The organism is Micromonospora sp. DSM 45708, assembly GCF_039566955.1.
In the GTDB taxonomy this organism is placed as follows: domain Bacteria; phylum Actinomycetota; class Actinomycetes; order Mycobacteriales; family Micromonosporaceae; genus Micromonospora.
Map to the genome: position 1 here is coordinate 951966 of NZ_CP154796.1, position 24039 is coordinate 976004.

Here is a 24039-nt window from a genome sequence, read left to right on the forward strand (position 1 = left end):
TCCGCCCGCCCGGCGCGAGCCGGCGACCCCGGCCGACCGGCGCCGGGGCGCGGCCTAGGATCGCGGGGTGGAGGAAGACATCCGGCGGATCGGCATCATGGGCGGCACGTTCGACCCGATCCACCACGGTCACCTGGTGGCGGCGAGCGAGGTGGCCGACCGGTTCGGCCTGGACGAGGTGGTCTTCGTGCCGACCGGGCAACCGTGGCAGAAGGCGGACGAACCGGTCAGTCCGGCCGAGGACCGCTACCTGATGACCGTGATCGCGACCGCCTCCAACCCCCGCTTCCAGGTGAGCCGCGTCGACATCGACCGCGGTGGCCCCACCTACACCGTCGACACGCTGCGCGACCTGCACGCCGAGTACGGGCCGAAGGCGCAGCTCTTCTTCATCACCGGCGCGGACGCGCTGGAGCGCATCCTCTCCTGGAAGGACCTGGATGACGTCCTGGAGCTGGCCCACTTCATCGGGGTGACCCGTCCCGGTTTCGAGCTGACCGACAAGCACCTTCCGGCCGACTCGGTCAGCCTGGTGCAGGTGCCCGCCATGGCCATCTCCTCGACCGACTGCCGCGCCCGGGTCGGTCGGGGCGAGCCGGTGTGGTACCTGGTACCGGACGGTGTGGTGCAGTACATCGCCAAACGGCGCCTCTACCAGCGGTGATCTCGCCCGTTACATCCCCTTTCATGCCGATAACCGGCAAGAACTGACAGGTCGTCGCGCCGGCCGGTGTGAGAGGCTTGGAGGGTCGCACGGTTGATCGAAGGAGAACGGTGACCACCATTCCGGAACGCGCCTACGAGCTGGCGATGGCCGCTGCCCAGGCCGCGGCCGACAAGAAGGCACAGGACATCGTCATCATCGACGTGGGCGACCAGCTCGCGATCACCGACGCGTTCCTGGTGGCCTCCGCTCCGAACGAGCGTCAGGTCCTCGCCATCGTCGACGCCATCGAGGAGCGCCTGCTGGAGCTGCCGGAGAAGGCCAAGCCGGTCCGCCGCGAGGGTGAGCGGGGCGGTCGCTGGGTGCTGCTCGACTACGTCGACATCGTGGTGCACGTCCAGCACACCGAGGAGCGCGAGTTCTACGCGCTCGACCGGCTCTGGAAGGACTGCCCGCAGATCCCGTTCGTGGACCGCGACCTGGCCGACTCGGCCGCCGGCACCGCCACCGCCGAATGACCCGCCTGATCATCTGGCGGCACGGCAACACCGACTGGAACGCGCAGAGCCGGGTCCAGGGCCAGACCGACGTGCCGCTCAACGACCTCGGCCGGGAGCAGGCCCGCGCCGCCGCGCCGGTGCTGGCCGCGCTGCGCCCGGACGCCATCGTCGCCAGCGACCTGCGCCGCGCCGCCGACACCGCCGCCGCGCTGGCCGCGCTGACCGGGCTGCCGGTCCGTTCCGACCCGCGGCTGCGGGAGCGGCACTTCGGCAAGTGGCAGGGCCTGGCCCTGACCGAGGCCGCCGAGCGGTTCCCCGACGAGTACGCCCGCTGGCGGGCCGGCGACCCCGACCCCGGCGCCGGTATCGAGAGCCTGCACGATCTGGGCAGGCGGCTCGGCGCCGCGTTCCAGAACGCGGCCGACCTGGCCGCCGGCGGAACCGTGGTGGTCGCCACCCACGGCGGCGGGGCCCGGCAGGGCGTCGGCCACCTGCTCGGCTGGGACCATGCGGTGCTGCGCAGCGTCGGCTCGCTGGCCAACTGCCACTGGACCGAGCTGCGCCACGACGACGTCCGCGGCTGGCACCTGCGCGCGCACAATGTCGGGCTGATCACCCAGCCGGCGCTCACCGACGCGGCCTGAGCCGGTCGGCCCCGGCGCGGCACCGCGACATCGGCTAGCGTGCCGGTCATGCCCGTAGCGGTCGTCACCGACTCCACCGCCTACCTACCCCCCGAGCTGGTCCGCGCGCACCGGCTCACCGTCGTCCCGCTGACCGTCGTGCTCAACGGCGCCGAAGGGCTGGAGGGCATCGAGACCTTCCCGGCGGACGCCACCCGCGCGCTGGGTGCCCGGCGCGTCTCGGTGAGCACGTCCCGGCCCGCGCCGGCACAGTTCGCGCAGGTCTACCGCGCGTTGCTCGCCGACGGCGCGGAGGGCGTGGTCTCGGTGCACCTCTCCGCCGAGCTGTCCGGCACCGTCGACGCGGCCCGGCTGGCCGCCACCGAGGTCGGCGCCGACCGTGTCGCGGTGGTGGACAGCCGATCCACCGGCATGGGCCTCGGCTTCCCGGCGCTCGCCGCCGCCTCGGCCGCCGCCGGGGGCGCCGACCCGACCGGGGTACGCGCGGCGGCCCGGGACGCGACCGACCGCACCACCATCTTCTTCTACGTCGACACGCTGGAGTTCCTGCGTCGGGGCGGCCGGATCAACGCGGCCGAGGCACTGCTCGGCACCGCCCTGTCGGTCAAGCCGATCATGCACATGCCGGACGGCGCGATCGTGGTACGGGACAAGGTCCGCACCGCGAGCCGGGGCGTGGCGCGCCTGGTCGACCTGGCCGTCGAGACGGCAGGTGACGCCGACGTCGACCTCGCGGTGCACCACCTCGCCGCCCCGCAGCGCGCCGAGGCGTTGCTGGCGGCGCTGACCGAGCGGCTGGGCGACCGGCTGCACGACACGTACGTCACCGAGGCCGGCGCGGTGGTCGCCGCGCACGCCGGCCCCGGACTGGCCTGCGTGGTCGTCCACCGCCGCGGGTGAGCGCGCGGTCGTACGTCGTCACCGGCGGCGGGCGCGGGGTCGGGCGGGCCGTCATCGAGCGGCTGGCCGCCGGTCGCGTTCCTGCTGTCGGCGTCGGCTTCGTTCGTCAACGGCGTGACGCTGCCGGTCGACGGGGGCCGGGCCGTGCTCGGGCTGGACCCCGAGGCACGCTGACCGGCGCTAGCGCGGGCGATCCTGCGAGCCGATGCCGAGACGGTGCGCCTGCAAACTTGATGGCGTAGGTGGGTCGCCCCCTGAACCGTTCTCCGCATCCCGTCCGTAGCCCTGCGCGAGGCACCACGCCCGAACAGGCCGGCCAGCCGCCACCGCCCGGGGAAGCCCGCGGTCAGCGGTCGGTACGGAACCGCGGCGAGGGCATCGATAGCACATCGGCGGCATGATCGGGTGGTTGTCCACAAGGGCACCACTGTCCACAGGTGAGCAGTCGCGGACCGGTCAACGGCTCGCTGGCGTCGTAGCGTCCTGAGCCGTGCCAGACGACGACGAAGCGACGGTACGGCGGCGACTCGCCCGGCTGTTCACGCCGGTCGGTCGGACGGCTGCCGGCGCGGTGGCTTCCGCCGGCAGCGTGCGGGATCCGGTCGGAGCGGCGACGCCCGAGCCGTCACCCACGCACCCCCTTGCCGAGCCGTGGGGTTTGCCGGACCCCGGGCCTCGGCTGGGCGAGGCGGCCCGTTCCGGGCCGCGACGCGGCCACCCGGAGCCCGGCACCGGGCTGGACCATCTGGCCGAGCCGGGCACGGCATCCATGGTGGACGACGACGGGCCCGACGAGAATCCACCCGAGGAGTTCCGGGCGCCCGCGCGCGGCTCGACTGCCCGGCTGCCCGGGCCGGGCGCGTTCGACCCGGGCCGGCGTGGCGTCCGCGCCCTCGCCGCCGTGGCCGCGCTCGTCGTCCTGGTGGCCGCCGTCTGGGCGTGGCGATCCCGGCCGAGCGCCGAACCCGTCCGGCCGGTCGCGCCGGTCGGCGAGATGCCGGCCGGGGTGACGACGCGGGCGCCGGCCGGCGCGGTGACGGAGGCGTCGCCGCCCGGTTCGTCCGGCCAGGTGGTCGTCACGGTGGCCGGCAAGGTCCGCCGCCCCGGGCTGGTCCGGCTCCCGGCCGGCGCCCGGCTGGCCGACGCCCTGACGGCGGCCGGGGGAGCACTGCCCGGGATCGACGTCGCGTTGCTCAACCCCGCCCGGAAGGTCACCGACGGTGAGCTGATCCTGGTCGGCGTCACCGCCCCACCCGGACAGCCAGCCCCCGGTCCGGCGGCCGGCGGCGGTGCGCCCGGTGGTCCGGCGGCCGGGCCGGTCAACCTGAACACCGCCACGCTGGCCCAGCTCGACGCGCTGCCCGGCGTCGGCCCGGTGCTCGCCCAGCGGATCCTCGACCACCGGGACCAGCACGGCGGGTTCCGGTCCGTGGCCGACCTGCGTCAGGTCGACGGCATCGGGGACGCCCGCTACGAGCAGCTCAAGGAACTGGTGACGGTGTGAGCGTCGACGGTGCGGAGGCCGGGCCGGACCTGCGGCTGGCCGGGTTCGCGGTGGCGGCCTGGCTCGCCGCGCTCGCCGGGCTGCATCTTCCCGTCCGGTCGACCACCGGGCTGGCCGCCGTCGCCGCCGTGCTCGCGCTGGTGGTGGGCCTGCACCTCGGTGGCGTGCTGGGGCGTCCCGCCGGTCCGGCCCGCCGGTACGGCTGGATCGCCGTCGCCGTCCTGCTCGGCACGCTCTGCGGGGCGGCGGCCACCGGCGCGCGGGTCGCGGTCCGCGACGCCGACGCGGTGCGCGCGTTGGTCAGCGAGCGGGCCCTGGTCACCGCCGAGCTGGTGGTCCGGGACGACCCCCGCCCGGTGCGCGGCGTGCCCGGCCGCCCGGCCACGCTGCTGGTCCGGGTCGACCTGGTACGCCTCACCGGCGCCGACGGCGGTCAGGTCACCGGCCCGGTGCGGGGTCTGGTGCTCGCCACCGACCCCGGTTGGCGGGGGCTGCTGCCGGGCCAGCGGGTCACCGCCGGTGGGCGGCTGGCCGCGCCGCGTGGCGGGGACCTGACCGCGGCGGTGCTCTCGGCCACCGGGCCGCCCACCCGGCACGGCGACGCGTCGTGGCCGCAGCGGGCGGCCGGCGTGTTGCGGTCCGGGTTGCAGCGGGCCTGCGAACCGTTGCCGGACGCTCCGGGCGGGCTGCTGCCCGGCCTGGTGGTGGGGGACACCAGCCGGCTGCCGCCCGAGGTGGAGGAGGACTTCCGGGCCACCGGGATGACGCATCTCAACGCGGTGTCCGGGTCCAACGTGGCCATCGTCGTGGGGGCGGTGCTGCTGCTGGCCCGCTGGTCGCGCGCCGGTCCGCGTACCGCCGTGGCGCTCTGCGGTCTGGCGCTTGTCGGCTTCGTCATCCTGGTGCGTCCCTCCCCGAGCGTGGTGCGTGCCGCGGCGATGGGTGCGATCGGGCTCGCCGCGCTCGCCGCCGGGCGGTCCCGGGCCGCGCTGCCCGCCCTGGCCGCGACCGTCGCCGGGCTGGTGCTGCTGGACCCGGACCTCGCCGGTGACCCGGGCTTCGCGTTGTCGGTCTGTGCCACCGGCGGGCTGCTGCTGCTCGCGCCGGGCTGGCGGGACGCGTTGCGCCGCCGGGGCGTACCGCCGGGACTGGCGGAGGCGCTGGCGGTGCCGGCCGCCGCGCAGCTCGCCTGCGGCCCGGTGATCGCCGCTCTGTCGGCGACCGTCAGCCTCGTGGCGGTGCCGGCGAACCTGCTGGTCGTGCCCGCCGTCGCGCCGGCCACGGTGCTGGGTGTGCTCGCCGCGGTGCTGTCGCCGGTGTGGCCGACCGGCGCGGAGTTCCTCGCCTGGCTGGCGAGCTGGCCGGCGCGTTGGCTGGTGGCGGTGGCGACCCACGGGGCCGGGCTGCCGGCCGGGAACCTGCCCTGGCCGGGCGGGGTGGCCGGCGGTCTGCTGCTGGCCGCCGTGAGCGTGGCGCTGCTGCTCGCCGCCCGGCGGCGTCGGGTCCGACGGCTGGTCGCGGTCGTCGTGGTCGCCGTGGTGCTGGGCGCGCTGCCGATCCGGCTGCTCGCCTCCGGGTGGCCGCCGCGCGACTGGGTGGTGGTGGCGTGCGCGGTGGGCCAGGGTGACGCGGTGGTGCTGCCGGTCGCCGCCGGCCGGGTCGTGGTGGTCGACGCCGGCCCGGAGCCGTCCGGCGTGGACGCCTGCCTGCGCCGCCTCCGCGTACGCGAGGTGTCGTTGCTGGTGGTCAGCCACTTTCACGCCGACCACGTGGGTGGGGTCGCCGGGGTGTTCCGGGGTCGGCGGGTGGGCGCGGTGGTGGGCCCGTCCTGGTCCGAGCCGCCCTACGGGGTGGCCCAGGTGCGTGAGGCGGCCCGCCGGGGCGACGCGTCGCTCGCCCCGGTGCCGGCGGGCTGGCGTTGGCGGGCCGGTGCGGTGGAGCTGGTCGCGGCGGGGCCGCCCTACCCGCTGCGCGGCAGCCGCTCCGACCCGAACAACAATTCCCTGGTGCTGACCGCCACGGTGGCCGGCGTGCGGGTCCTGCTGGCCGGGGACGCCGAGACCGAGGAGCAGCGGGCGTTGCTGGAGACGGGGCCGGCCGGCGCGTTCCGGGCGGACGTGCTGAAGGTGGCGCACCACGGGTCGGCGTACCAGGACCCGGACTTCCTCGCCGCGGTCCGCCCGGCGGTCGCGCTGGTCTGCGTCGGTGTCGACAACGACTACGGGCACCCCAATGCCGGCCTGCTGGGTCGGTTGAGCAGGGGCGGCGCGCGGGTGATGCGTACCGACACCGACGGGGACGTGGCCGTCGTCCGGGTCGGGGCCGGCCTGGCGGTGGTGGCGCGCGGCATCGAACCGGGGCGGTCACGGTGAACGCGCTGTGGTTCTGTCGCTATAGATGGAGGATCAAGTCAAATGTCTGGATTTGCGCTGAGTGCGGGCTGCGCGGTCACAGTCCCCGATGAGCAGGCACGATCCGCCCGCAGGGCGTGCGAGTATGTGCGACGTGACCCCCGCCAGCCTGCCTCCCATTCTGCTCGTCCTCGGCGACGAGGAGCTGCTCGCCACGCGAGCGGTCTCCGAAGCGGTCGCCCGGGCCCGCGCGGTGGACCCCGACGTGGACGTGCGGGAGTACCAGGCCGGCTCGGTGGCGGTCGGCGAGATCGACGAGATGCTGAGCCCGTCGCTGTTCGGCGGTCGCCGGGTGCTGGTGCTCCGCTCCGGCCAGGACACCCGCAAGGATCTGTCCGCCGCGCTGCTGGCGTACGCGAAGAATCCCGACCCGGACGTGCAGCTCGTGGTGCTGCACCTGGGCGGCGCCAAGGGCAAGGCGTTCGCCGACGGTCTGCGGTCGGCGGGCGCCACGGTGGTGCCGGCGGGCAAGCTCAAGGGGCACCGCGAGCGGGTCGCCTTCGTCCGGGACGAGATCCGCCGCCATGGCGGGAAGTGCGCCGAGGACGCGGCCGAGGCGCTGATCGCCGCGGTCGGCAACGACCTGCGTGAGCTGGCCGCCGCCTGCTCGCAGCTCGTCGCCGACACCGACGGGCGGATCGACGCCGAGACGGTCGCCCGCTACTACCGGGGCCGGGTCGAGGTGACCGGCTTCACCGTGGCCGACGCGACGATGGTCGGCGACGTTCCCGGTGCCCTGGAGGCGCTGCGCTGGGCGCTGCACGTCGGGGTCGATCCGGTGCCCATCGCCGACGCGCTCGCCGACGGCGTGCGGACCGTGGCCCGGGTCGCCTCGGCCGGGCGGGGCAGCGCCTACCAGCTCGCCAGCAGCCTGGGCATGCCGGCGTGGAAGATCGAGCGGGCCCAACGCCAGAGTCGGGGCTGGACGCCGGAGGGCCTGGTCGAGGCGATGCGGGCCGCCGCCGAGTGCAACGCGGCCGTCAAGGGCGGCGCCGACGACCGGGCGTACGCGTTGGAGCGGGCCGTCTTCTCGGTGGCCGCGGCCCGGCAGGGCGGCGTCCGGTGACCCGGGCGTGGTCGACCCTGCCGACGGACGAGGACCGTTTCCGGCCCCTCTACGCCCGGGCGCTCGGCCTGCGCTTCGTCAACCCGGGTGGGGTGCTCTGCTTCGTCTTCTTCGAGGGCGCGGTGGCGTTGGCCGTGCTGCTCTCGCTCGCCGAGTTGGTGAGCTGGTGGGCGGTGCTGGTGCTGCCGACGGCCGTGGCGGCCATGGTCAAACTCAACGACGTGGTGGCCGAGATCGTGATCCGTACCGCGGCCCAGGTGCCCGACCAGGAGCGGGACCGCTTCCGCCGGCAGATGGAGCCGGTCGTCGGGCGGGCGCGGGTGCCGGCCACGGTCCGGGCGGTGCCCGGTGGCCTGAGCCTGCCCGGCGACGACCGGGGTGCGACCCGTTCGGCGGTTCCGTACCACCGGGCGGGGCGCGCGGCGTTGCCGCTCGACCGGCCCGACGAGCGGGGCCGGCGGGCCACTTCCGAGATCACCTGGCCCGATTCCTTCCGCTGACCGCCGGTAGTGCCGCCCCGCCACTCCCGTGCGGCTCCGCCGGGCTGCGCCGGCTCGCGTGCTCCCCGAGGTCGACGCCGACGAGGACGGCCCGGAGCGCCGGACCGCGTGGCGACGCGCCTGCTCCAGCCATCGCGAGATCTCGGAGGCGAACGAGCCCCAAAGGGCAGAATCTTGCCGGATCTCGACCGTTCGGGCGCGGAGCGGAGCTGTCGGGAGCCGCGTTGGCTCACTGCCCTGGACGGAGAACGCGGACAGCCGGAAGCCCCGGGGCGGTGGCCCCGGGGCTTCCGGTCGGGTCTACGGTCTCGTCAGGCCGAGAACGAGGCGACGCGCTTGGCGATCGCCGACTTCCGGTTCGCCGCCTGGTTGGCGTGGATGACACCCTTGCTGGCGGCCTTGTCCAGCTTCCGGGTGGCCTCCTGCATGAGCACAGTGGCCTTCTCGGCGTCGCCCGCCTCGGCAGCCTCGTGGAACTTTCGGATGGCGGTCTTCAGCGACGACTTGACCGACTTGTTACGCAGCCGGCGCTTCTCGTTCTGCCGGTTGCGCTTGATCTGGGACTTGATGTTCGCCACGCGACAGCCTCGTCTTGATAGCTCGGGTTGGTCAGCTTGCGTACGCGACGAGCATGCGTCATCGCCGCGCGAATGGTCAGGCTACCAGGTCGCCCGGGACGAGCCAAAACGCCTCCCGAACGCGCCGGTCAGCAGGGCTGAGAGGGGGCCCCTTCGCTACCGGGGACGTCAAGCGGGGCCCCTCCTTGCCCGGTCAGGCCCAGCCTCGACGGGCGGTCAGCCAGGCGAGTGCCTGTGTGCCGCTCCACCGCTGGTGGGACCGCAGGTGCGGGGAGGCGGTCGACGGTCCGGCGGCGGCGCCGGTGAGGAAGTAGCCGGCGAGTGCGGCGAGGCTCACGTCCAGCGCGTCCGGGGGCGCCCCGGCGGTCACCGGGTGACCGGCGAAGGCGGTGTCCGCGTCGAGGCCGCTGGCGTACCCGGTGAGCAGCAGGCCGGCCAGGTCGAACCAGGCGGGCCCGTGGCAGAGCCAGGGCCAGTCGCAGAGCCAGGCGCGACCGTCGGCGTCGATCAGGAGGTTGTCCACCCGCAGGTCGCCGTGGGCCAGCCCGGGGGCGGCGTCGGCGTACCCGGGCAGGCGGGACTCCAGCGCGACCAGTTCCGCCAGCGGGGCACCCGCCGCCGGCTCGGGCAGCGGTTCGCGGCCGGCGGCCACCTCGCCCCACCACAGGATGTCGTCGCGGGCCAGGTCGGCCAGGCGCGGCAGTCCGAGCGCGACGAGCGGCGCGGGCGGGTCGGCGAGCGCGGCGGCCACCCGGGCGTACGCGGCGAGGGCCGCCGCCAGCTCGGCCGGGTCCCAGGGCAGCCGGGGGGTGCGCCCGTCGATCGCGTCGAGCGCGAGCGCGTACCAGCCGGCCGCGGTCAACGCCCAGCGTGGCCGGGGCACCGGCAAACCGGCGGGGAGCCGGGCCAGGATCGCGGCCTCGCGGGCGTACCAGTCGACCAGGTGCCGCTGCCCGGTCAGCGCCGCCGCCTTGACGAACACCCGGTCGCCGGTCGGGCCGGTCAGCACGGCGGCGAAGCCGCGCGTGAAGCCGCCGCCGGCCACCCGGACCGCGGCCGGTGGGCCGCCGAGCCGGGCCGCCAGCGCGTCGCGCAGCCCGTCCGGCAGGTCGGCCCAGCCGGGTCGTTCGGCTGTCTCCCCGTACGGGACGGGCGGTAGCGAGATCGCACGCACCGCATCATGCTGCCGCACCGCCACCACCTCCGGGTGTGGACGGCGCGTCGGTGGGGTCTGCCAGACTGCCGACCATGAGGACCGAGGACTTCTGGCAGTTGATCGACCAGGCCCGGGCCGGTGCCGGGGGAGAGGCCGACGCGGTCGCGGTGCGGGCGGTCGCGCTGCTCGCCGAGCGCGATCCGGAGGAGATCGTCGGGTACGCCCACCACCAGCGGCGGGTGCTCGCCGCCTCCTACCGGGTCGACCTGTGGGGCGCGGCGTACCTGATCAACGGCGGCGCCTCGGACGACGGCTTCGAATATTTCCGGGGCTGGCTCATGACGCAGGGTCGGGACGTCTTCGCCCGGGCGGTGACCGAGCCGGATTCGCTGGCCGCGTTGCCCCGGGTCCGGGCCGCCGCGCTCAGCGGCGAGGAGTTCGAGTGCGAGCGGATGCTGTCGGTGCCCTGGGAGGCGTACCGGCAGGCCACCGCGTCCGAGTTGCCGGCCGATCGTGATCCGGTGAAGGTGCCGGACCTGAACGACTTCTGGGACTTCGACGACGAGGAGGAGGCCCGCCGCCGGCTGCCCGGGCTGGCCGCGCTCTTCGTCGAGCCGCCGGCGGAGTGAGGCCCCGCGCGGCGGCGGACGGCCGGGCAGTGCCGGGGGAGCCCGGGCGCGCGCCGGACGACGTGGGAGCATAGAGGGGGCCGGCGGCGCGCCGGCCCGCTCACGTCAGCCGACCAGAACGGACCGCTGTGCCACCGAAGCTCGATCCCGGCGCGAACGCTCCTGGTGCCACCGACCCGGCGCGCATCCGGAACTTCTGCATCATCGCCCACATCGACCACGGGAAGTCGACCCTGGCCGACCGGATGTTGCAGCTCACCGGCGTGGTCGACCCCCGGCAGATGCGCGCGCAGTACCTGGACCGGATGGACATCGAGCGCGAGCGCGGCATCACCATCAAGAGCCAGGCCGTCCGGATGCCGTGGACGATCCGGGAGGGTGACCGGGTCGGCGAGACTGCCGTGCTCAACATGATCGACACTCCCGGCCACGTCGACTTCACCTACGAGGTGTCCCGTTCGCTGGCCGCCTGCGAGGGCGCGGTCCTGCTCGTCGACGCCGCGCAGGGCATCGAGGCGCAGACTCTCGCGAACCTCTACCTGGCGCTCGAGAACGACCTGCGCATCATCCCGGTGCTCAACAAGATCGACCTGCCGGCGGCCCAGCCGGACAAGTACGCCGAGGAGCTGGCGCACCTGATCGGCGGTGACCCGGCGGACTGCATCCGGGTCTCCGGCAAGACCGGCGAGGGTGTGCCGTACCTGCTCGACGAGATCGTCCGGCAGTTCGTGCCGCCGGTCGGGGAGGCCGACGAGCCGGCCCGCGCGATGATCTTCGACTCGGTGTACGACGTCTACCGGGGCGTGGTCACGTACGTCCGGGTGATCGACGGCCGGATCTCGGCCCGGGACCGGATCAAGATGATGTCCACCGGCGCGGTGCACGAGCTGCTGGAGATCGGCGTCATCTCGCCGGAGATGGTGAAGGCCGACGCGCTCGGCGTCGGCGAGGTGGGCTACCTGATCACCGGCGTGAAGGACGTCCGCCAGTCGCGGGTCGGTGACACGGTCACCATCAACGGCAACCCGGCCAGGGAGGCGCTCGGCGGCTACAAGGACCCGAAGCCGATGGTCTACTCGGGCCTCTATCCGATCGACGGCTCGGACTACCCGAACCTGCGCGAGGCGCTGGACAAGCTCAAGCTCAACGACGCGGCGCTGGTCTACGAGCCGGAGACGTCCGGCGCGCTGGGCTTCGGCTTCCGCTGCGGCTTCCTCGGCCTGCTGCACCTGGAGATCATCCGGGAGCGGCTGGAGCGGGAGTTCAACCTCGACCTGATCTCCACCGCGCCGAACGTGGTCTACCGGGCCATCACGGAGGACGATCAGGAGATCGTGGTGACCAACCCGAGCGAGTACCCCACCGGCAAGATCGCCGAGGTGTACGAGCCGACCGTGCGGGCCACCGTGCTGACGCCCAACGACTACGTCGGCGCGGTGATGGAGCTGTGTCAGGGCCGCCGGGGCAACCTGCTCGGCATGGACTATCTCTCCGCCGACCGGGTGGAGCTGCGCTACACGCTGCCGCTGGCCGAGATCATCTACGACTTCTTCGACCAGCTCAAGAGCCGCACCAAGGGGTACGCCTCGCTGGACTACGAGACGTCCGGCGAGCAGGCGTCCGACCTGGTGAAGGTGGACATCCTGCTGCACGGTGAGCCGGTGGACGCGTTCAGCGCCATCGTGCACAAGGACAAGGCCTACAACTACGGCACGACGATCGCGGCGAAGCTGCGTTCGCTGATCCCCCGCCAGCAGTTCGAGGTGCCGATCCAGGCGGCCATCGGCAGTCGGGTGATCGCCCGGGAGACGATCCGCGCGATCCGCAAGGACGTGCTCGCCAAGTGCTACGGCGGTGACATCAGCCGGAAGCGCAAGCTGCTGGAGAAGCAGAAGGAGGGCAAGAAGCGGATGAAGATGGTGGGTCGGGTGGAGGTTCCCCAGGAGGCCTTCATCGCGGCGCTCTCGTCCGACTCCGGCGACGGCAAGCCCGCCGGCAAGAAGTAGCCCTCGACGCCCACGAACCGGCCGGCACCCTCCGCGAGGGTGTCGGCCGGTTCGCGTACTCAGGAAATTTTCAGCTCCCCGGAAACGCTCCCACCTGGGCTTTCGTGCCGTCGGGTCGGTCCGTGGCCGGCCGGACGGTGATTCGGCCGGTTTCGGTTTTCGGCCGGTCGGGAACTTACCGGTCACGACAGCAACCGCACAGAACGTGCGAAACCGCTTATAGGAGGACCGACCGTGGAGTTCACCGTCTGGGGCATCATCACCGCGCTGATCGTCGGCCTGATCGTCGGCGCGCTGGGCCGGCTGGTCGTGCCGGGCCGGCAGAACATGCCGATGTGGCTGCACATGCTGATCGGTGTGGGCGCCGCGCTGCTGGGCACGATCGTCGCCCGGGCGTCCGGCTTCGCCGACACCGCCGGCATCGACTGGCGTGAGCTGCTGCTGCAGGTGCTCTTCGCCGCCATCGCCGTGGCCCTGGTGGCCGGGGTCGGTCGCCGGCGGGGCGTCACCCACCACTGACCGCGTCATTGAGGCGCCTCGACGGGCGCCCGGCCTTCCGGCCGGGCGCCCGTCGCCGTTTCGCATTGAAGTCGGTGGGTTGACCAATGGTGTGGGTGATGGCGGTAGCTGCCCGCATTCGGACGAGAATCCCCAGCTCAGAGCGGCACCGAACAATTCGTCACCGGAGTCGGTTTGGATTTTTCGGCGGTCGGGAACCTAGCAGTCACGACAGAAACCACACGACATCGTGTGACACGATCTGAAGGAGGAGGGCGACCATGGAGCTCACCGTTTGGGGCATCATCACGGCGCTGGTCGTTGGTCTGATCGTCGGCGCGCTGGGCCGGCTGGTCGTGCCGGGCCGGCAGAACATGCCGATGTGGCTGCACATGCTGATCGGCGTCGGTGCCGCACTGCTGGGCACGATCGTCGCCCGGGCCTCCGGCTTCGCCGACACCGCCGGCATCGACTGGCGTGAGCTGATGTTGCAGGTGCTCTTCGCCGCCATCGCCGTGGCCCTGGTGGCCGGCGTCGGCCGCCGGCGGAGCGTCTCGCGCTACTGACCCCGCCCCACAACGCTCGACGGGCGCCCGGCCACCGGCCGGGCGCCCGTTCGCGTACTCCCGCTCTGACCTGCCCGGACGGCACCCCTGCCGGCCGGGCGTCCGGCTGCGATACCGTCGCCTCGGCCGCCCGCCGCACCCACCCCCTGTTGTAAAGGAAATTTTCCTACTAAGGTGCGGCGGAGAAGGTTAGTGCCAAACGGCCCTGAGGGAGATATGGCGTGAACAGGTGGAAGCGGCTGGCTCCGGTCACCGCCATCGTGGCGTCGGCCGCGCTGGTGCTGACCGGCTGCGGTGGCTCCGGCGACGACGACAAGGCCGCCGACAACAGCAAGCTGACGGTCTGGATGATGGGTGAGGGCGGCGACGCCCAGACGAAGTTCCTCGACACGGTCGAGGCGGAGTTCAAGAAGAAGCACCCCGAGACCGACGTCGTGGTGCAGTACATTCCCTGGCTCGAGGCGCCGAAGAAGTTCCAGGCGGCGCTCGCCGGCGGCGAGGGCCCGGACGTCACCGAGCTGGGCAACACCGAGACCCAGGGCTGGGCCGCGCAGGAGGCCCTGGCCGACGTCACGGACAAGTTCAACGGCTGGACCGAGGGCAAGGACATCCTGCCCGACCTGGTCAAGAACGCCCAGCTCGACGGCAAGCAGTACGGGGTGCCGTGGTACGCCGGCGTGCGCGCCGTCTACTACCGCACCGACTGGTTCGCCGAGGCCGGCGTGAAGCCGCCGACGAACTGGGACGAGATGGTCGCCGCCGCGAAGGCCGTCCAGGCCAAGAAGCCCGGCACCTACGGCATCGCCCTGCCCGGCAACTCCGAGCTGCCGTTCTACTCCTTCCTCTGGGGTGCCGGCGGGGAGATCGCCACCAAGGACGGCGACACCTGGAAGTCCGGCTACAACACCCCCGAGGCGCAGAAGGCGGTCAAGTTCTGGACCGACCTGGTGACCGTGCACAAGGTCGCCCCGCCGGCCGCCGCCGGCTGGAACGAGGTCGACGCCCGGACCCAGTTCGCCACCGGCAAGGCCGCCATGGCGTTCGCCGGTAGCTGGCAGGGCGGCGCGATGAAGAAGGACAACCCCGACATCGAGAAGGTCTGGGGCACGTTCCCGATCCCCGGCCCGGACGGCAAGGCCGCCCCGGCGTTCGCCGGCGGTTCCGACATCGCGGTCTGGAAGGACAGCGAGCGCCAGGCGCTGGCCTGGGACTACATGACCGTGCTGCTGAGCAAGCAGAAGGACCAGGAGTTCGCCAGCAGCCTCGGCTTCTTCCCGGTCTACCAGGACCTGGTCAGCGGCGGGAACTACGCCAACGACAAGGTGATGGCCGCGTTCGCCACCGCCATCCAGAACACCAAGCTGACCCCGCTGACCCCGAAGTGGGTCGAGGTCAGCCGCACCAAGACGGTGACCCAGGCGATGAACAGCTCGGTCATCAAGGGCCAGAAGACGGTCGAGAAGGCAACCGCCGACGCGGCCACCGAGATGGAAAGCATTCTCAACGCCAAGTGACAACGCTGACCAAGGCCACCGGCGAGGCCGCCGCGCGGGAGACCCCCGCGCGGCGGCGCCGCCCCCGGGTGGACCGCCTCCCGTACCTGCTGCTCCTGCCCTGTCTGGCGATCATCGCCGTGCTGCTGCTCTGGCCGCTCGGCCAGGTCGTGATGATGTCCTTCTACAAGCTGGACAGCGTCCGCCAGCTCCGCGGGGACCGCGAGTGGCCGTGGGTCGGCCTGGCCAACTACACGCAGATCCTCGGCGACCCGTTCTTCCGTACGGTGCTGCGCAACACCGTGCTCTTCGCGTTCGCCAACGTGGCGCTCACCATGGTGCTCGGCACGCTGGTGGGGCTGCTGCTCAACCGGCTCGGCAAGCGGATGGCCACGTTCGTGGCGAGCTGCGTGATGCTCGCCTGGGCCACCCCGGCGCTGACCGGCACCATCGTCTGGAAGTGGATCTTCGACGACACGAGCGGCCTGGTCACCTGGCTGTTCAACAAACTGCCGGACGGCCTCTCCACGACCCTGTTCGGGCGTAGCGACTGGACCGGCTACGGCTGGTTCAACGACCCGCTGCTCTTCTTCGGCATCCTGACGCTGGTGGTGGTCTGGCACTCGTTCCCGTTCATCGCGGTGAGCGTGCTGGCCGGGCTCAAGAGCGTGCCCACCGAGTTGCAGGAGGCGGCCCGCGTCGACGGCGCCGGGCCGTGGCGCGTCTTCTGGTCGGTCACGTTCCCGATGCTGCGGCCGGTCTTCGGCATCCTCGTGGTGCTCTCCACGATCTGGGACTTCAAGGTCTTCACCCAGCAGTTCGTACTGGCCGGCGGCACCCAGGACCGGTCGACGTTCATGCTGTCGATCTACTCGTACGCGGAGGCGTTCTCACCGCCGCCGAAGTACGGACTCGGCTCCGCGATCGCCGTCATCCTCACCGTGATCCTGCTCGCGGTGACCGCCCTGTACGTCCGCATGGTGCTCAAGCAGGAGGACGAGTCGTGAAGAAGATCGCGCTCAACGGGGCCGGCGTGCTGGTCGCGCTCTTCGCCGCGTTCCCCGTCTACTGGATGATCGCGACCTCGCTGAAGCCCAACCGGGAGATCTTCTCGGCCACGCCGCGCCCGGTGCCGGCGGAGCCCACCCTGGAGCACTACCGGGAGATTCTCACCGGCAACCTGATCCCCGGCGTGACGTTCCTCGACTTCTTCCTCAACAGCGTGCTGGTCGCGGTGGCCACCGTGCTGCTGAGCGGCCTGGTCGCGCTGCTCGCCGCGACCGCGGTGGCCCGGTTCCGGTTCAAGCTGCGCACCAGCTTCCTGATCCTGCTCCTGGTGGTGCAGATGATCCCGCTGGAGGCGCTCGTCATCCCGCTGTTCCTGATGATCCAGCGGCTCGGCCTCTACAACACGTTGCCCAGCCTGATCCTCACCTACCTCGGCTTCTCGCTGCCGTTCGCGGTGTGGATGCTGCGCGGCTTCGTCGCGGCGGTGCCGAAGGAGCTGGAGGAGGCCGCCGCGATCGACGGGGCGAGCCGGGCGCAGACGTTCCGCAAGGTGTTGTTCCCGCTGGTCGCGCCCGGCCTGGTGGCGACCAGCATCTTCTCCTTCATCACCGCCTGGAACGAGCTGATCTTCGCGTTGACGTTCATCAACGACCAGCAGCGGTACACGCTGCCGGTGGCGATGACGTTCTTCTTCGGGCGGGACGACACCGCCTGGGGGTCGGTGATGGCCGCGTCGACGCTGTTCACGCTGCCGGTGATCGTCTTCTTCCTGCTGGTGCAGCGCCGGATGGTCTCCGGGCTGGTCGCCGGCGCGGTGAAGGGCTGAGCCCGGTCGACCTCGATGACGGGCCGTCGGCGGGCCGTCGGCGGCCCGGCGCCGGCTCAGGTGTCGGCGAAGACCTCGGCCAGCACCTGCGTCGCCGGATCACCCTTCACCCGGGCCCAGGTGCCCTGCTCGGCGGTCCACTCCAGGCTGCCGAAGCGGACCCGCTTCACGCCGTTGTCGTCGGCGTGCGAGACCAGCCAGTGCGCGTAGCGCCAGCCGTTGCGGTCGTCGCTGGCCGGCACCGTCAACCCGGTCAGGTTCGTCGCCCCGGTCAGCCGGGGCAGGCCCCAGTCCAGCGTCAGGCCCTCCAGCACCGCGCTGGCGGCGGCCGGGCCGCGCATGGTCGGTGTCGAACCGACAGTGCAGGCCACCGCGCCGGTCGCCTGGCCGAGCAGCGCGCGGGTGAGGACCTCCGACTCGTCCGCCCACTTCTGGTACGCCTCGGGGTAGGCCGACCGCTGCACCCGCTGGGCGGCCTCGGTGACCCGCATCCGCTCCCAGCCCTTGACCTTCTTCAGCGCGGCGTAGAACTTCCGGGTCGCGTAGCGCGGGTCCTGGATCTCCTCCGGCGTGCCCCAGCCCTGGCTCGGGCGCTGCTGGAACAGGCCGAGCGAGTCCCGGTCGCCGTGCGCGATGTTGCGCAGGTGCGACTCCTGGTAGGCGGTCGCCAGCGCCACCACCACCGCGCGCTCGGGCATCCGGCGCTGCGCCCCGATGGCGGCGATGGTGGCCGCGTTGGCCATCTGGTCGGCGCCCAGCACCACCTCGCCGTCGGCCTGCACGGTGCAGGTCCGGCTGGCCAGCGGCAGCCGCAGGTGGTGACCGAACTGCTTGGTCACGAACCAGATCGCGAGCAGGGCCAGCACGCACACCACCACACCAGATGCCACGATCGCCGGTCGCGTCCGCACCCGCACCCCCTGTCCTGACAGTCCGACCAGCGTACGTCGCCGACGCGACTCCCCGACTCGGCCGACCGGCCTTCTCACCGCCGCGTCACCGGCCCGTGACCGGTCGCTGTCGAGAAGGGGTCCCGCCTGTGCCGGACGCGTCGACCGGGGGCCCCGCCTTCTATCCTTCGGCGGGCACCCACGCCGCCGGGCGCTTCTCACGGAACGCGAGCACCCCCTCCCGCCCCTCGTCGGAGAGGAAGTACCCCGTGGAGAGCGCCGCCAACGCACCGATCTCCGCCCGCAGATCGGTGGCGGCCGGCCGGCGCAGCAGCTCCTTCGCCCCGGCCAGCGCCGCCGGCGCGCCCTTGACCAGCGCGGCGCGGTAGCGCTCGACGGCGGCGTCCAGCCCGTCCGCCGGCACCGCGGCGGTGACCAGGCCGACCTCGGCGGCCCGCCGGCCGTCGAACGTCTCCCCGGTCAGGTACAGCTCGGCGGCGGCCCGCGGGCTCAGCCGGGGCAGCACGGTCGCCGAGATCACCGCCGGGATCACGCCGATCCGCACCTCGGTGAACGCGAACGTCGCCTCCTCGGCACAGACCGCCAGGTCGGCGGCGGCGATCAGGCCCAGCCCGCCGGCCCGGGCCGGCCCGGCCACCTTCGCCAGCACCGGCTTCGGGCACTCCCGGACGGCGACCAGCACGTCGCCGAGCATGCCGGCCGGCACGGTCCCGCTGGCGTACGCGGCGGCGGTCTCCTTCAGGTCGGCGCCGGAGCAGAAGACCGGGCCGGTGTGGTCCAGCACGATCGCCCGGACCGCGTCGTCGGCGACCGCCGCGGCCAGCCCGGCGAGCAGCTCGGTCATCAGCGGCGTGGAGAGCGCGTTGCGGTTGTGCGGGCTGTCCAGGGTGAGGGTGGTCACCCCACGGGCCGTGGCGACCCGCACGAGAGCGTCCGGAGAGGTCATGCCGGGCACACTAGTGGCCATGCCCGGCGTCCTTCCAGAAGGCGAACCCGTCCCGCGCGACGGGTCGCTGCCCGCCACCGCCCGCCGCGCCGTCGGCGCCCGCGGCTTCGGCGTGTACGTGCACGTCCCGTTCTGCGCCAGCCGGTGCGGTTACTGCGACTTCAACACGTACACCGCCTCGGAGCTGGGTGGCGGGGCGAGCCGGGAGACGTACGCCGACAGCGTGCTGGCCGAGCTGGCGCTCGCCGGCCGCGTGCTCGGCGACTCCCCGCCGCCCCGGGTGGACACCGTCTTCGTCGGCGGCGGCACACCCACCCTGCTGCCCGCCGACGACCTGGCCCGGATCCTCGACGGCATCGACCGCACCTGGGGCCTGGCCGCCGACGCCGAGGTGACCACCGAGGCCAACCCCGAGTCGGTCACCCCGGAGTCGCTCAGGACGCTGCGGGCCGCCGGTTACACCCGGATCTCGCTGGGCATGCAGTCCGCCGCGCCGGGCGTGCTCGCCGTGCTCGACCGGCGGCACAGCGCGGGCCGGGCCACCGCCGCCGCCGCCGAGGCGCGCGACGCCGGGTTCGACCACGTCAACCTGGACCTGATCTACGGCACGCCGGGGGAGACGGCCGACGACTTCGCCGCCTCGCTGGCCCAGGTGGTCGACGCGGGCGTGGACCACGTCAGCGCGTACGCCCTGATCGTGGAGGACGGCACCCGGCTGGCCGCGCGGATGCGCCGGGGCGAGCTGCCGTACCCCTCCGACGACGTGGCGGCGGACCGCTACCTCGCCGCGGAGGCGGCGCTGCACGCGGCCGGTTTCTCCTGGTACGAGGTGTCCAACTGGGCCCGCTCCGAGGCGGCCCGGTGCCGGCACAACCTGCTCTACTGGACCGGCGCGGACTGGTGGGGCCTGGGCCCGGGGGCGCACAGCCACGTCGGCGGCGTGCGCTGGTGGAACGTCAAGCACCCGGCCGCGTACGCGCAGCGGCTGGCCGACGGCGCCTCGCCGGCGCTGGCCCGGGAACGGCTCACCGGTGACGAACAGCACATGGAGGACGTGATGCTGCGGCTGCGACTCGACTCCGGGCTGCCGCTGGACGTGTTGGACACCGCCGGGCGGGCGGGCGCCGAGCGGGCCCGTGCCGGTGGTCTGCTCGACGACGCCGCGTACGCGGACGGTCGTGCCGTGCTCACGCTGCGCGGCCGGCTGCTGGCCGACGGCGTGGTCCGCGACCTGCTGCCCTGACCGGTCCGGCCGGCCCCGCCGCGCGGGACCGGCCGGTGCGGGGTCACTTGATCAGGCTGGCCGACATCGGGTAGCGGTAGAGCTGCCCCTCGTTGGCCTTCACCCCGGCCAGGATGCCGAAGATGATCCCGACGATCATGGCGCCGAAGCCGACCACCAGGCCGATCAGGATGCAGGTGAGGATCCAGCCGACCAGCGCGATGACCGACCAGATGAGCTGGAAGTTCAGCGCGGCGACCGCGTGCGCCCGCACGGTCGGGGACTGGTTGCCCCGGGCCAGCAGCGCCACCAGCGGCGCGATCCAGCCCAGCACGCCGCCGCCGATCAGCATCCCGGCCGCGCCGCCGAAGTGCGCGACCAGGGCCCACGTCTTGTCGTCGTTGTTGGCGTAACCGGCCGGCGGGCCGTAGGAGCCGCCACCGGGGTAGCCGCCGCCGGGCGCGCCGTAGCCCGGGGCGCCACCACCGGGCGGGGGATAACCACCCGGCGGGGGGTAGCCACCCGCCGGAGGCTGGCCGCCCGGGGGCGGATAACCGCCGGGCGGGGGATAGCCGCCCCCGCCCGGAGCCCCGGACAGTGGTGCGGTGGGGGGCTCGTCGGCCGGCGAGGAGCCGTACGGCGCCGACGGCGGGAACGGGTCGGGCTGGGGGCCGGGGTCCCCCGCTCCGGGAGGGCGAGGAGGTTCAGTCATGGACGTCACGGTAGGTCCCGGGGGCAAGCGGCACCAGGGCTGTTCGGTCCCGACGCGCCGCCGGAACGCGACGGCCGCACCCGGGGTCCGTCGCTGATCATCGCGCCGGTGGGGGTGCCGACGTAGACTGGCACTCGCTACAGTCGAGTGCCAGTCGCCCGGCGGATGCCGCGCGTCGCCCGGCCGAGGTGCGTCAGGAGGTGGGGAGATGGGTCTCGACGACCGCAAGCTCGCCGTGCTGCGCGCCATCGTGGAGGACTACGTCGCCACGCAGGAGCCGGTGGGCAGCAAGGCCCTGGTCGAGCGGCACCAGCTCGGCGTCTCACCGGCGACCGTGCGCAACGACATGGCGGTGCTGGAGGAGGAGGGCTACATCCGGCAGCCGCACACCAGCGCCGGCCGGGTGCCCACCGACCGTGGCTACCGCCTCTTCGTCGACCGGCTCTCCCGGGTCAAGCCGCTCAGCCCGGCCGAGCGCCGGGCGATCGAGCGCTTCCTGGTCGGCGCCGTCGACCTCGACGACGTGGTGCACCGCACGGTCCGGCTGCTGGCCCAGCTCACCCGGCAGGTGGCCGTGGTGCAGTACCCGAGCCTGGCCCGGTCCAAGGTGCGCCACCTGGAACTGGTGCCGATCTCCACCACCCGGCTGATGGTCGTCATGATCGCCGACACCGGGCGGGTCGAGCAGCGGCTGGTCGAGCTGCCCGCCCCGGTCCCCGCCGAGCACGTGACCGACCTGCGCCGGCTGGTCAACGAGAAGCTGGTCGGCAGTCAGCTCGCCGAGACGCCCCCGCTGGTGCAGGCGCTGGTCGAGGAGTCCGCGCCGCACCTGCGCCCGGCCATGACCACGCTCTCCACCGTGCTGCTGGAGACGCTCGTCGAGCGGCACGAGGAGCGGATCGCGTTGGCCGGCACCGCCAACCTGACCCGGGGTGGCCTGCTCGACTTCCAGGGCTCGCTGCGCCCCATCCTGGAGGCGCTCGAAGAGGAGGTCGTGCTGCTCAAGCTGATCGGCGAGACCGAGCCGAGCAACACCACCCGGGTGCTCATCGGCGACGAGAACGAGATCGACAATCTGCGGGCCGCCTCGGTGGTCAGCACCGGTTACGGCCCGGGTGCCACGATCGTCGGTGGGCTCGGCGTGCTCGGGCCGACCCGGATGGACTACCCCGGCAATATCGCCATGGTGAGGGCCGTGGCACGCTACGTGGGCGAACTGCTGGCCCAGAACTGACCAGTCAGGGCCGACGGCCGGGAACGGCCGGCGACCGGCGACGCGAGACGAACATGAGGACACCGAACGCAGTGGCCAGGGACTACTACGGCATTCTCGGCGTGAGCCGGGACGCCTCCGACGACGACATCAAGCGTGCCTACCGGAAGTTGGCGCGGCAGTACCACCCGGACGTCAATCCGGACCCGGAGGCACAGGAGAAGTTCAAGGACATCAACGCCGCGTACGAGGTCCTCTCGGACGACCGGAAACGGCAGATCGTCGACCTGGGCGGCGACCCGCTCGCCCCGGGTGGCGGCGGCGCGGGCGCGGGTGGCCCCGGCGGCGCCGGCCCGTTCGTCGGCTTCCAGGACATCATGGACGCGTTCTTCGGCGGCGCGGCGGGCGGCAGCCGGGGTCCCCGGCCGCGTACCCGGCCGGGCGCCGACGCGATCCTGCGGCTGGAACTGGACCTCAACGAGACCGCGTTCGGCGTCGAGGCGCCGATCACGGTCGACACCGCGGTGCTCTGCACCACCTGCTCCGGCGCCGGCACCGCCGCCGGCACCCACCTGGCCACCTGCGAGGCGTGCGGCGGTCGCGGCGAGGTGCAGTCGGTGCAGCGGACGTTCCTCGGCCAGGTGGTCTCCGCCCGGCCGTGCACCGTCTGCCAGGGCTACGGCACCACGATCCCGCACCCCTGCCCGACCTGCGCCGGTGACGGGCGGGTGCGGACCCGCCGCTCACTGACCGTCAAGATCCCGGCCGGCGTCGAGGACGGCATGCGGATCCGGCTGGCCCAGCAGGGTGAGGTCGGCCCGGGCGGCGGCACCGCCGGCGACCTCTACGTCGAGATCCACGAGCGGACCCACGACGTCTACTCCCGCAAGGGCGACGACCTGCACTGCCGGGTGACCGTGCCGATGACCGCCGCCGCGCTCGGCACCCGGCTGACCATCAAGACGCTGGACAGCGAGGAGATCGTCGACGTCAAGGCCGGCACCCAGCCGGGCAGCACGCTGCGGCTGCGCGCCCGCGGCGTGCCGCACCTGCGGGGCACCGGCCGGGGTGATCTCTACGTCCACCTGGACGTGCGCACCCCGACCAAGCTCGACGCCGACCAGGAGCGGATGCTGCGCGACTTCGCCAAGACCCGTGGCGAGGAGGTCGCCGAGCTGACCAAGCAGGGTGGCTTCTTCTCCCGGATGCGCGACGCCTTCAACGGGCACGCCTGAGGTGTCGGCGCCGCTGTTCCTGGTCGAGGCGCTGCCCACCGGCGACACGGTGACGCTGGACGGCCCGGAGGGCCACCACGCGGCCACCGTGCAGCGGCTGCGCGTCGGCGAGGAACTGCTGCTCGCCGACGGCCGGGGCGGCACCGCCGCCGCGGTGGTCACCGCCGTCGGCCGGGGCACGCTCGACGCGCGCGTCACCGCCCGGGGGTACGCCGACGCGTGCGTCCCGCGGCTGGTGGTGGTGCAGGGGATCGCCAAGGGCGAGCGGGGTGAGCTGGCCGTGCAGGCGATGACCGAGGTCGGGGTGGACGAGATCGTGCCCTGGGCGGCGTCCCGCTCGGTCGCCCAGTGGCGCGGCGACCGGGGCGTACGGGCCCGGGAGAAGTGGGTGGCCACCGCCCGGGAGGCCGCCAAGCAGGCCCGTCGCCCGTGGCTGCCGGTGGTGGCCGGCGCCCCGGACGAGTCCACCGCCAGGGTGGCCCGCCGGATCGCCGGCGCCGGTGCCGCGTTCGTGCTGCACGAGGAGGCCGAGGAGCGGCTGACCACCGTCGAGCTGCCGTCGACCGGCGAGATCGTCCTGGTGGTGGGTCCCGAGGGCGGCATCGCCGACGCCGAGCTGGCCAGTTTCCGCGAGGCCGGCGCCCGCCCGGTCCGCCTGGGCCCCTCGGTCCTGCGCACCTCCACCGCCGGCGTGGCCGCCCTCAGCGTCCTCTTCACCCGCCTCCCCCGCTGGTAACCCCACGCGTCCTCTCACCCCCACCCCACCCACCCTGGCCGCGCAGTTTCACGGAAAGAGTGGCTATTCGCGGCCGGACAGGCACTCTTTCCGTGAATCAGCGCGCGGTAGGGGG

General features: G+C 73.3%; 24 protein-coding genes. 19 read left to right on the plus strand and 5 right to left on the minus strand.

All coding sequences use genetic code 11. The features are described 5' to 3' along the window. Window positions 1-67: 67 nt before the first annotated feature. The 8 genes from nadD (at window position 68) to VKK44_RS04645 (ending at window position 8189) form a co-directional block, all read left to right on the plus strand. Window positions 68-664, plus strand: coding sequence for a nicotinate-nucleotide adenylyltransferase (gene nadD, locus VKK44_RS04610; RefSeq protein WP_107155686.1), 597 nt, complete (start codon window positions 68-70; stop codon window positions 662-664). A 146-nt stretch (window positions 665-810) separates the two neighbouring features. Beyond that, window positions 811-1182 carry a ribosome silencing factor gene (gene rsfS, locus VKK44_RS04615; protein ID WP_107155880.1) on the plus strand — a complete coding sequence of 124 codons (372 nt, stop codon included), beginning with the start codon at window positions 811-813 and terminating at the stop codon, window positions 1180-1182. Further along, the gene (locus tag VKK44_RS04620; RefSeq protein ID WP_343445585.1) at window positions 1179-1808 is read left to right on the plus strand and encodes a histidine phosphatase family protein; all 630 of its coding nucleotides are present in this window, start codon (window positions 1179-1181) and stop codon (window positions 1806-1808) included. The genes rsfS and VKK44_RS04620 overlap by 4 nt, the downstream gene beginning before the upstream one ends. 48 nt (window positions 1809-1856) lie before the next feature. Next, window positions 1857-2708 (plus strand): DegV family protein, encoded by an 852-nt coding sequence (locus VKK44_RS04625; RefSeq protein WP_343445586.1) that lies wholly within the window; start codon window positions 1857-1859, stop codon window positions 2706-2708. Between the two features lie 490 nt (window positions 2709-3198). After that, window positions 3199-4212, plus strand: a complete 1014-nt coding sequence (locus VKK44_RS04630) for a helix-hairpin-helix domain-containing protein (protein WP_458351604.1) — start codon at window positions 3199-3201, stop codon at window positions 4210-4212. Further along, window positions 4209-6584, plus strand: coding sequence for a ComEC/Rec2 family competence protein (locus VKK44_RS04635; protein ID WP_343445587.1), 2376 nt, complete (start codon window positions 4209-4211; stop codon window positions 6582-6584). Before VKK44_RS04630 ends, VKK44_RS04635 begins: the two co-directional genes overlap by 4 nt. A 124-nt stretch (window positions 6585-6708) precedes the next feature. Beyond that, entirely contained in the window at window positions 6709-7689 is a 981-nt protein-coding gene (holA, locus tag VKK44_RS04640; RefSeq protein WP_343445588.1) for a DNA polymerase III subunit delta, read from the plus strand. Then, complete coding sequence (locus tag VKK44_RS04645) at window positions 7686-8189, plus strand: hypothetical protein (RefSeq protein ID WP_343445589.1); 504 nt, start codon at window positions 7686-7688, stop codon at window positions 8187-8189. Before holA ends, VKK44_RS04645 begins: the two co-directional genes overlap by 4 nt. A 311-nt stretch (window positions 8190-8500) precedes the next feature. On the opposite strand, the gene rpsT is transcribed toward VKK44_RS04645, so the two are convergent. Both rpsT and VKK44_RS04655 read right to left on the minus strand, forming a co-directional pair. Further along, window positions 8501-8767 (minus strand): 30S ribosomal protein S20, encoded by a 267-nt coding sequence (gene rpsT / locus VKK44_RS04650; protein ID WP_091071372.1) that lies wholly within the window; start codon window positions 8765-8767, stop codon window positions 8501-8503. 193 nt (window positions 8768-8960) lie between these two features. After that, window positions 8961-9959: a phosphotransferase family protein gene (locus VKK44_RS04655; protein WP_458351605.1), complete on the minus strand. Its 999-nt coding sequence runs from the start codon at window positions 9957-9959 to the stop codon at window positions 8961-8963. A gap of 56 nt (window positions 9960-10015) precedes the next feature. Between VKK44_RS04655 and VKK44_RS04660 the strand changes: the two genes are divergently transcribed. From VKK44_RS04660 to VKK44_RS04690, 7 genes are all read left to right on the plus strand, one after another. Beyond that, a complete protein-coding gene (locus tag VKK44_RS04660; RefSeq protein ID WP_343445590.1) occupies window positions 10016-10552 on the plus strand; it encodes a DUF4240 domain-containing protein in 537 nt (178 codons plus the stop codon). A 128-nt stretch (window positions 10553-10680) separates the two neighbouring features. Continuing rightward, the gene (gene lepA, locus VKK44_RS04665; RefSeq protein WP_343445591.1) at window positions 10681-12558 is read left to right on the plus strand and encodes a translation elongation factor 4; all 1878 of its coding nucleotides are present in this window, start codon (window positions 10681-10683) and stop codon (window positions 12556-12558) included. Window positions 12559-12792: 234 nt separating this feature from the next. Continuing rightward, window positions 12793-13077, plus strand: a complete 285-nt coding sequence (locus tag VKK44_RS04670; RefSeq protein ID WP_343445592.1) for a GlsB/YeaQ/YmgE family stress response membrane protein — start codon at window positions 12793-12795, stop codon at window positions 13075-13077. A 260-nt stretch (window positions 13078-13337) separates the two neighbouring features. Beyond that, window positions 13338-13622, plus strand: coding sequence for a GlsB/YeaQ/YmgE family stress response membrane protein (locus tag VKK44_RS04675; protein WP_343445593.1), 285 nt, complete (start codon window positions 13338-13340; stop codon window positions 13620-13622). A gap of 221 nt (window positions 13623-13843) precedes the next feature. Next, on the plus strand, window positions 13844-15136 hold the full coding sequence (locus VKK44_RS04680; protein ID WP_343445594.1) for a sugar ABC transporter substrate-binding protein: 1293 nt from the start codon (window positions 13844-13846) through the stop codon (window positions 15134-15136). Then, window positions 15133-16122: a carbohydrate ABC transporter permease gene (locus VKK44_RS04685; protein ID WP_343445595.1), complete on the plus strand. Its 990-nt coding sequence runs from the start codon at window positions 15133-15135 to the stop codon at window positions 16120-16122. Before VKK44_RS04680 ends, VKK44_RS04685 begins: the two co-directional genes overlap by 4 nt. Then, window positions 16119-16949, plus strand: coding sequence for a carbohydrate ABC transporter permease (locus tag VKK44_RS04690; protein WP_343445596.1), 831 nt, complete (start codon window positions 16119-16121; stop codon window positions 16947-16949). Before VKK44_RS04685 ends, VKK44_RS04690 begins: the two co-directional genes overlap by 4 nt. Before the next feature lie 56 nt (window positions 16950-17005). Here VKK44_RS04690 and VKK44_RS04695 read toward each other — a convergent pair whose 3' ends face one another. Continuing rightward, complete coding sequence (locus tag VKK44_RS04695) at window positions 17006-17866, minus strand: hypothetical protein (RefSeq protein WP_343445597.1); 861 nt, start codon at window positions 17864-17866, stop codon at window positions 17006-17008. A 154-nt stretch (window positions 17867-18020) separates the two neighbouring features. Further along, the gene (locus VKK44_RS04700; protein ID WP_343445598.1) at window positions 18021-18806 is read right to left on the minus strand and encodes an enoyl-CoA hydratase-related protein; all 786 of its coding nucleotides are present in this window, start codon (window positions 18804-18806) and stop codon (window positions 18021-18023) included. A 19-nt stretch (window positions 18807-18825) separates the two neighbouring features. On the opposite strand from VKK44_RS04700, the gene hemW reads away from it, so the two are divergent. Then, window positions 18826-20049 carry a radical SAM family heme chaperone HemW gene (gene hemW, locus VKK44_RS04705; RefSeq protein ID WP_343445599.1) on the plus strand — a complete coding sequence of 408 codons (1224 nt, stop codon included), beginning with the start codon at window positions 18826-18828 and terminating at the stop codon, window positions 20047-20049. Window positions 20050-20092: 43 nt separating this feature from the next. On the opposite strand, the gene VKK44_RS04710 is transcribed toward hemW, so the two are convergent. Continuing rightward, complete coding sequence (locus tag VKK44_RS04710; RefSeq protein WP_343445600.1) at window positions 20093-20740, minus strand: DUF4870 domain-containing protein; 648 nt, start codon at window positions 20738-20740, stop codon at window positions 20093-20095. 208 nt (window positions 20741-20948) lie between these two features. Between VKK44_RS04710 and hrcA the strand changes: the two genes are divergently transcribed. The 3 genes from hrcA to VKK44_RS04725 all read left to right on the plus strand — a co-directional run bounded on the left by hrcA (window position 20949) and on the right by VKK44_RS04725 (window position 23924). Further along, entirely contained in the window at window positions 20949-21974 is a 1026-nt protein-coding gene (gene hrcA / locus VKK44_RS04715; RefSeq protein WP_107155704.1) for a heat-inducible transcriptional repressor HrcA, read from the plus strand. A gap of 71 nt (window positions 21975-22045) precedes the next feature. Further along, window positions 22046-23188 carry a molecular chaperone DnaJ gene (gene dnaJ, locus VKK44_RS04720; protein ID WP_343447667.1) on the plus strand — a complete coding sequence of 381 codons (1143 nt, stop codon included), beginning with the start codon at window positions 22046-22048 and terminating at the stop codon, window positions 23186-23188. A 1-nt stretch (window position 23189) separates the two neighbouring features. Next, window positions 23190-23924, plus strand: coding sequence for a 16S rRNA (uracil(1498)-N(3))-methyltransferase (locus VKK44_RS04725; RefSeq protein ID WP_343445601.1), 735 nt, complete (start codon window positions 23190-23192; stop codon window positions 23922-23924). Window positions 23925-24039: the final 115 nt, after the last annotated feature.

What these genes read in the sequence shown, in the direction of transcription:
- VKK44_RS04625 (WP_343445586.1), top strand. Translation starts at nt 1,857, where the DNA reads ATGCCCGTAGCGGTCGTCACCGACTCCACCGCCTACCTACCCCCCGAG.
- hrcA (WP_107155704.1), top strand. Translation starts at nt 20,949, where the DNA reads ATGGGTCTCGACGACCGCAAGCTCGCCGTGCTGCGCGCCATCGTGGAG.
- VKK44_RS04620 (WP_343445585.1), top strand. Translation starts at nt 1,179, where the DNA reads ATGACCCGCCTGATCATCTGGCGGCACGGCAACACCGACTGGAACGCG.
- holA (WP_343445588.1), top strand. Translation starts at nt 6,709, where the DNA reads ATGTGCGACGTGACCCCCGCCAGCCTGCCTCCCATTCTGCTCGTCCTC.
- VKK44_RS04700 (WP_343445598.1), bottom strand. Translation starts at nt 18,806, where the DNA reads ATGACCTCTCCGGACGCTCTCGTGCGGGTCGCCACGGCCCGTGGGGTG.
- VKK44_RS04660 (WP_343445590.1), top strand. Translation starts at nt 10,016, where the DNA reads ATGAGGACCGAGGACTTCTGGCAGTTGATCGACCAGGCCCGGGCCGGT.
- VKK44_RS04675 (WP_343445593.1), top strand. Translation starts at nt 13,338, where the DNA reads ATGGAGCTCACCGTTTGGGGCATCATCACGGCGCTGGTCGTTGGTCTG.
- VKK44_RS04710 (WP_343445600.1), bottom strand. Translation starts at nt 20,740, where the DNA reads ATGACTGAACCTCCTCGCCCTCCCGGAGCGGGGGACCCCGGCCCCCAG.
- rsfS (WP_107155880.1), top strand. Translation starts at nt 811, where the DNA reads ATGGCCGCTGCCCAGGCCGCGGCCGACAAGAAGGCACAGGACATCGTC.
- hemW (WP_343445599.1), top strand. Translation starts at nt 18,826, where the DNA reads ATGCCCGGCGTCCTTCCAGAAGGCGAACCCGTCCCGCGCGACGGGTCG.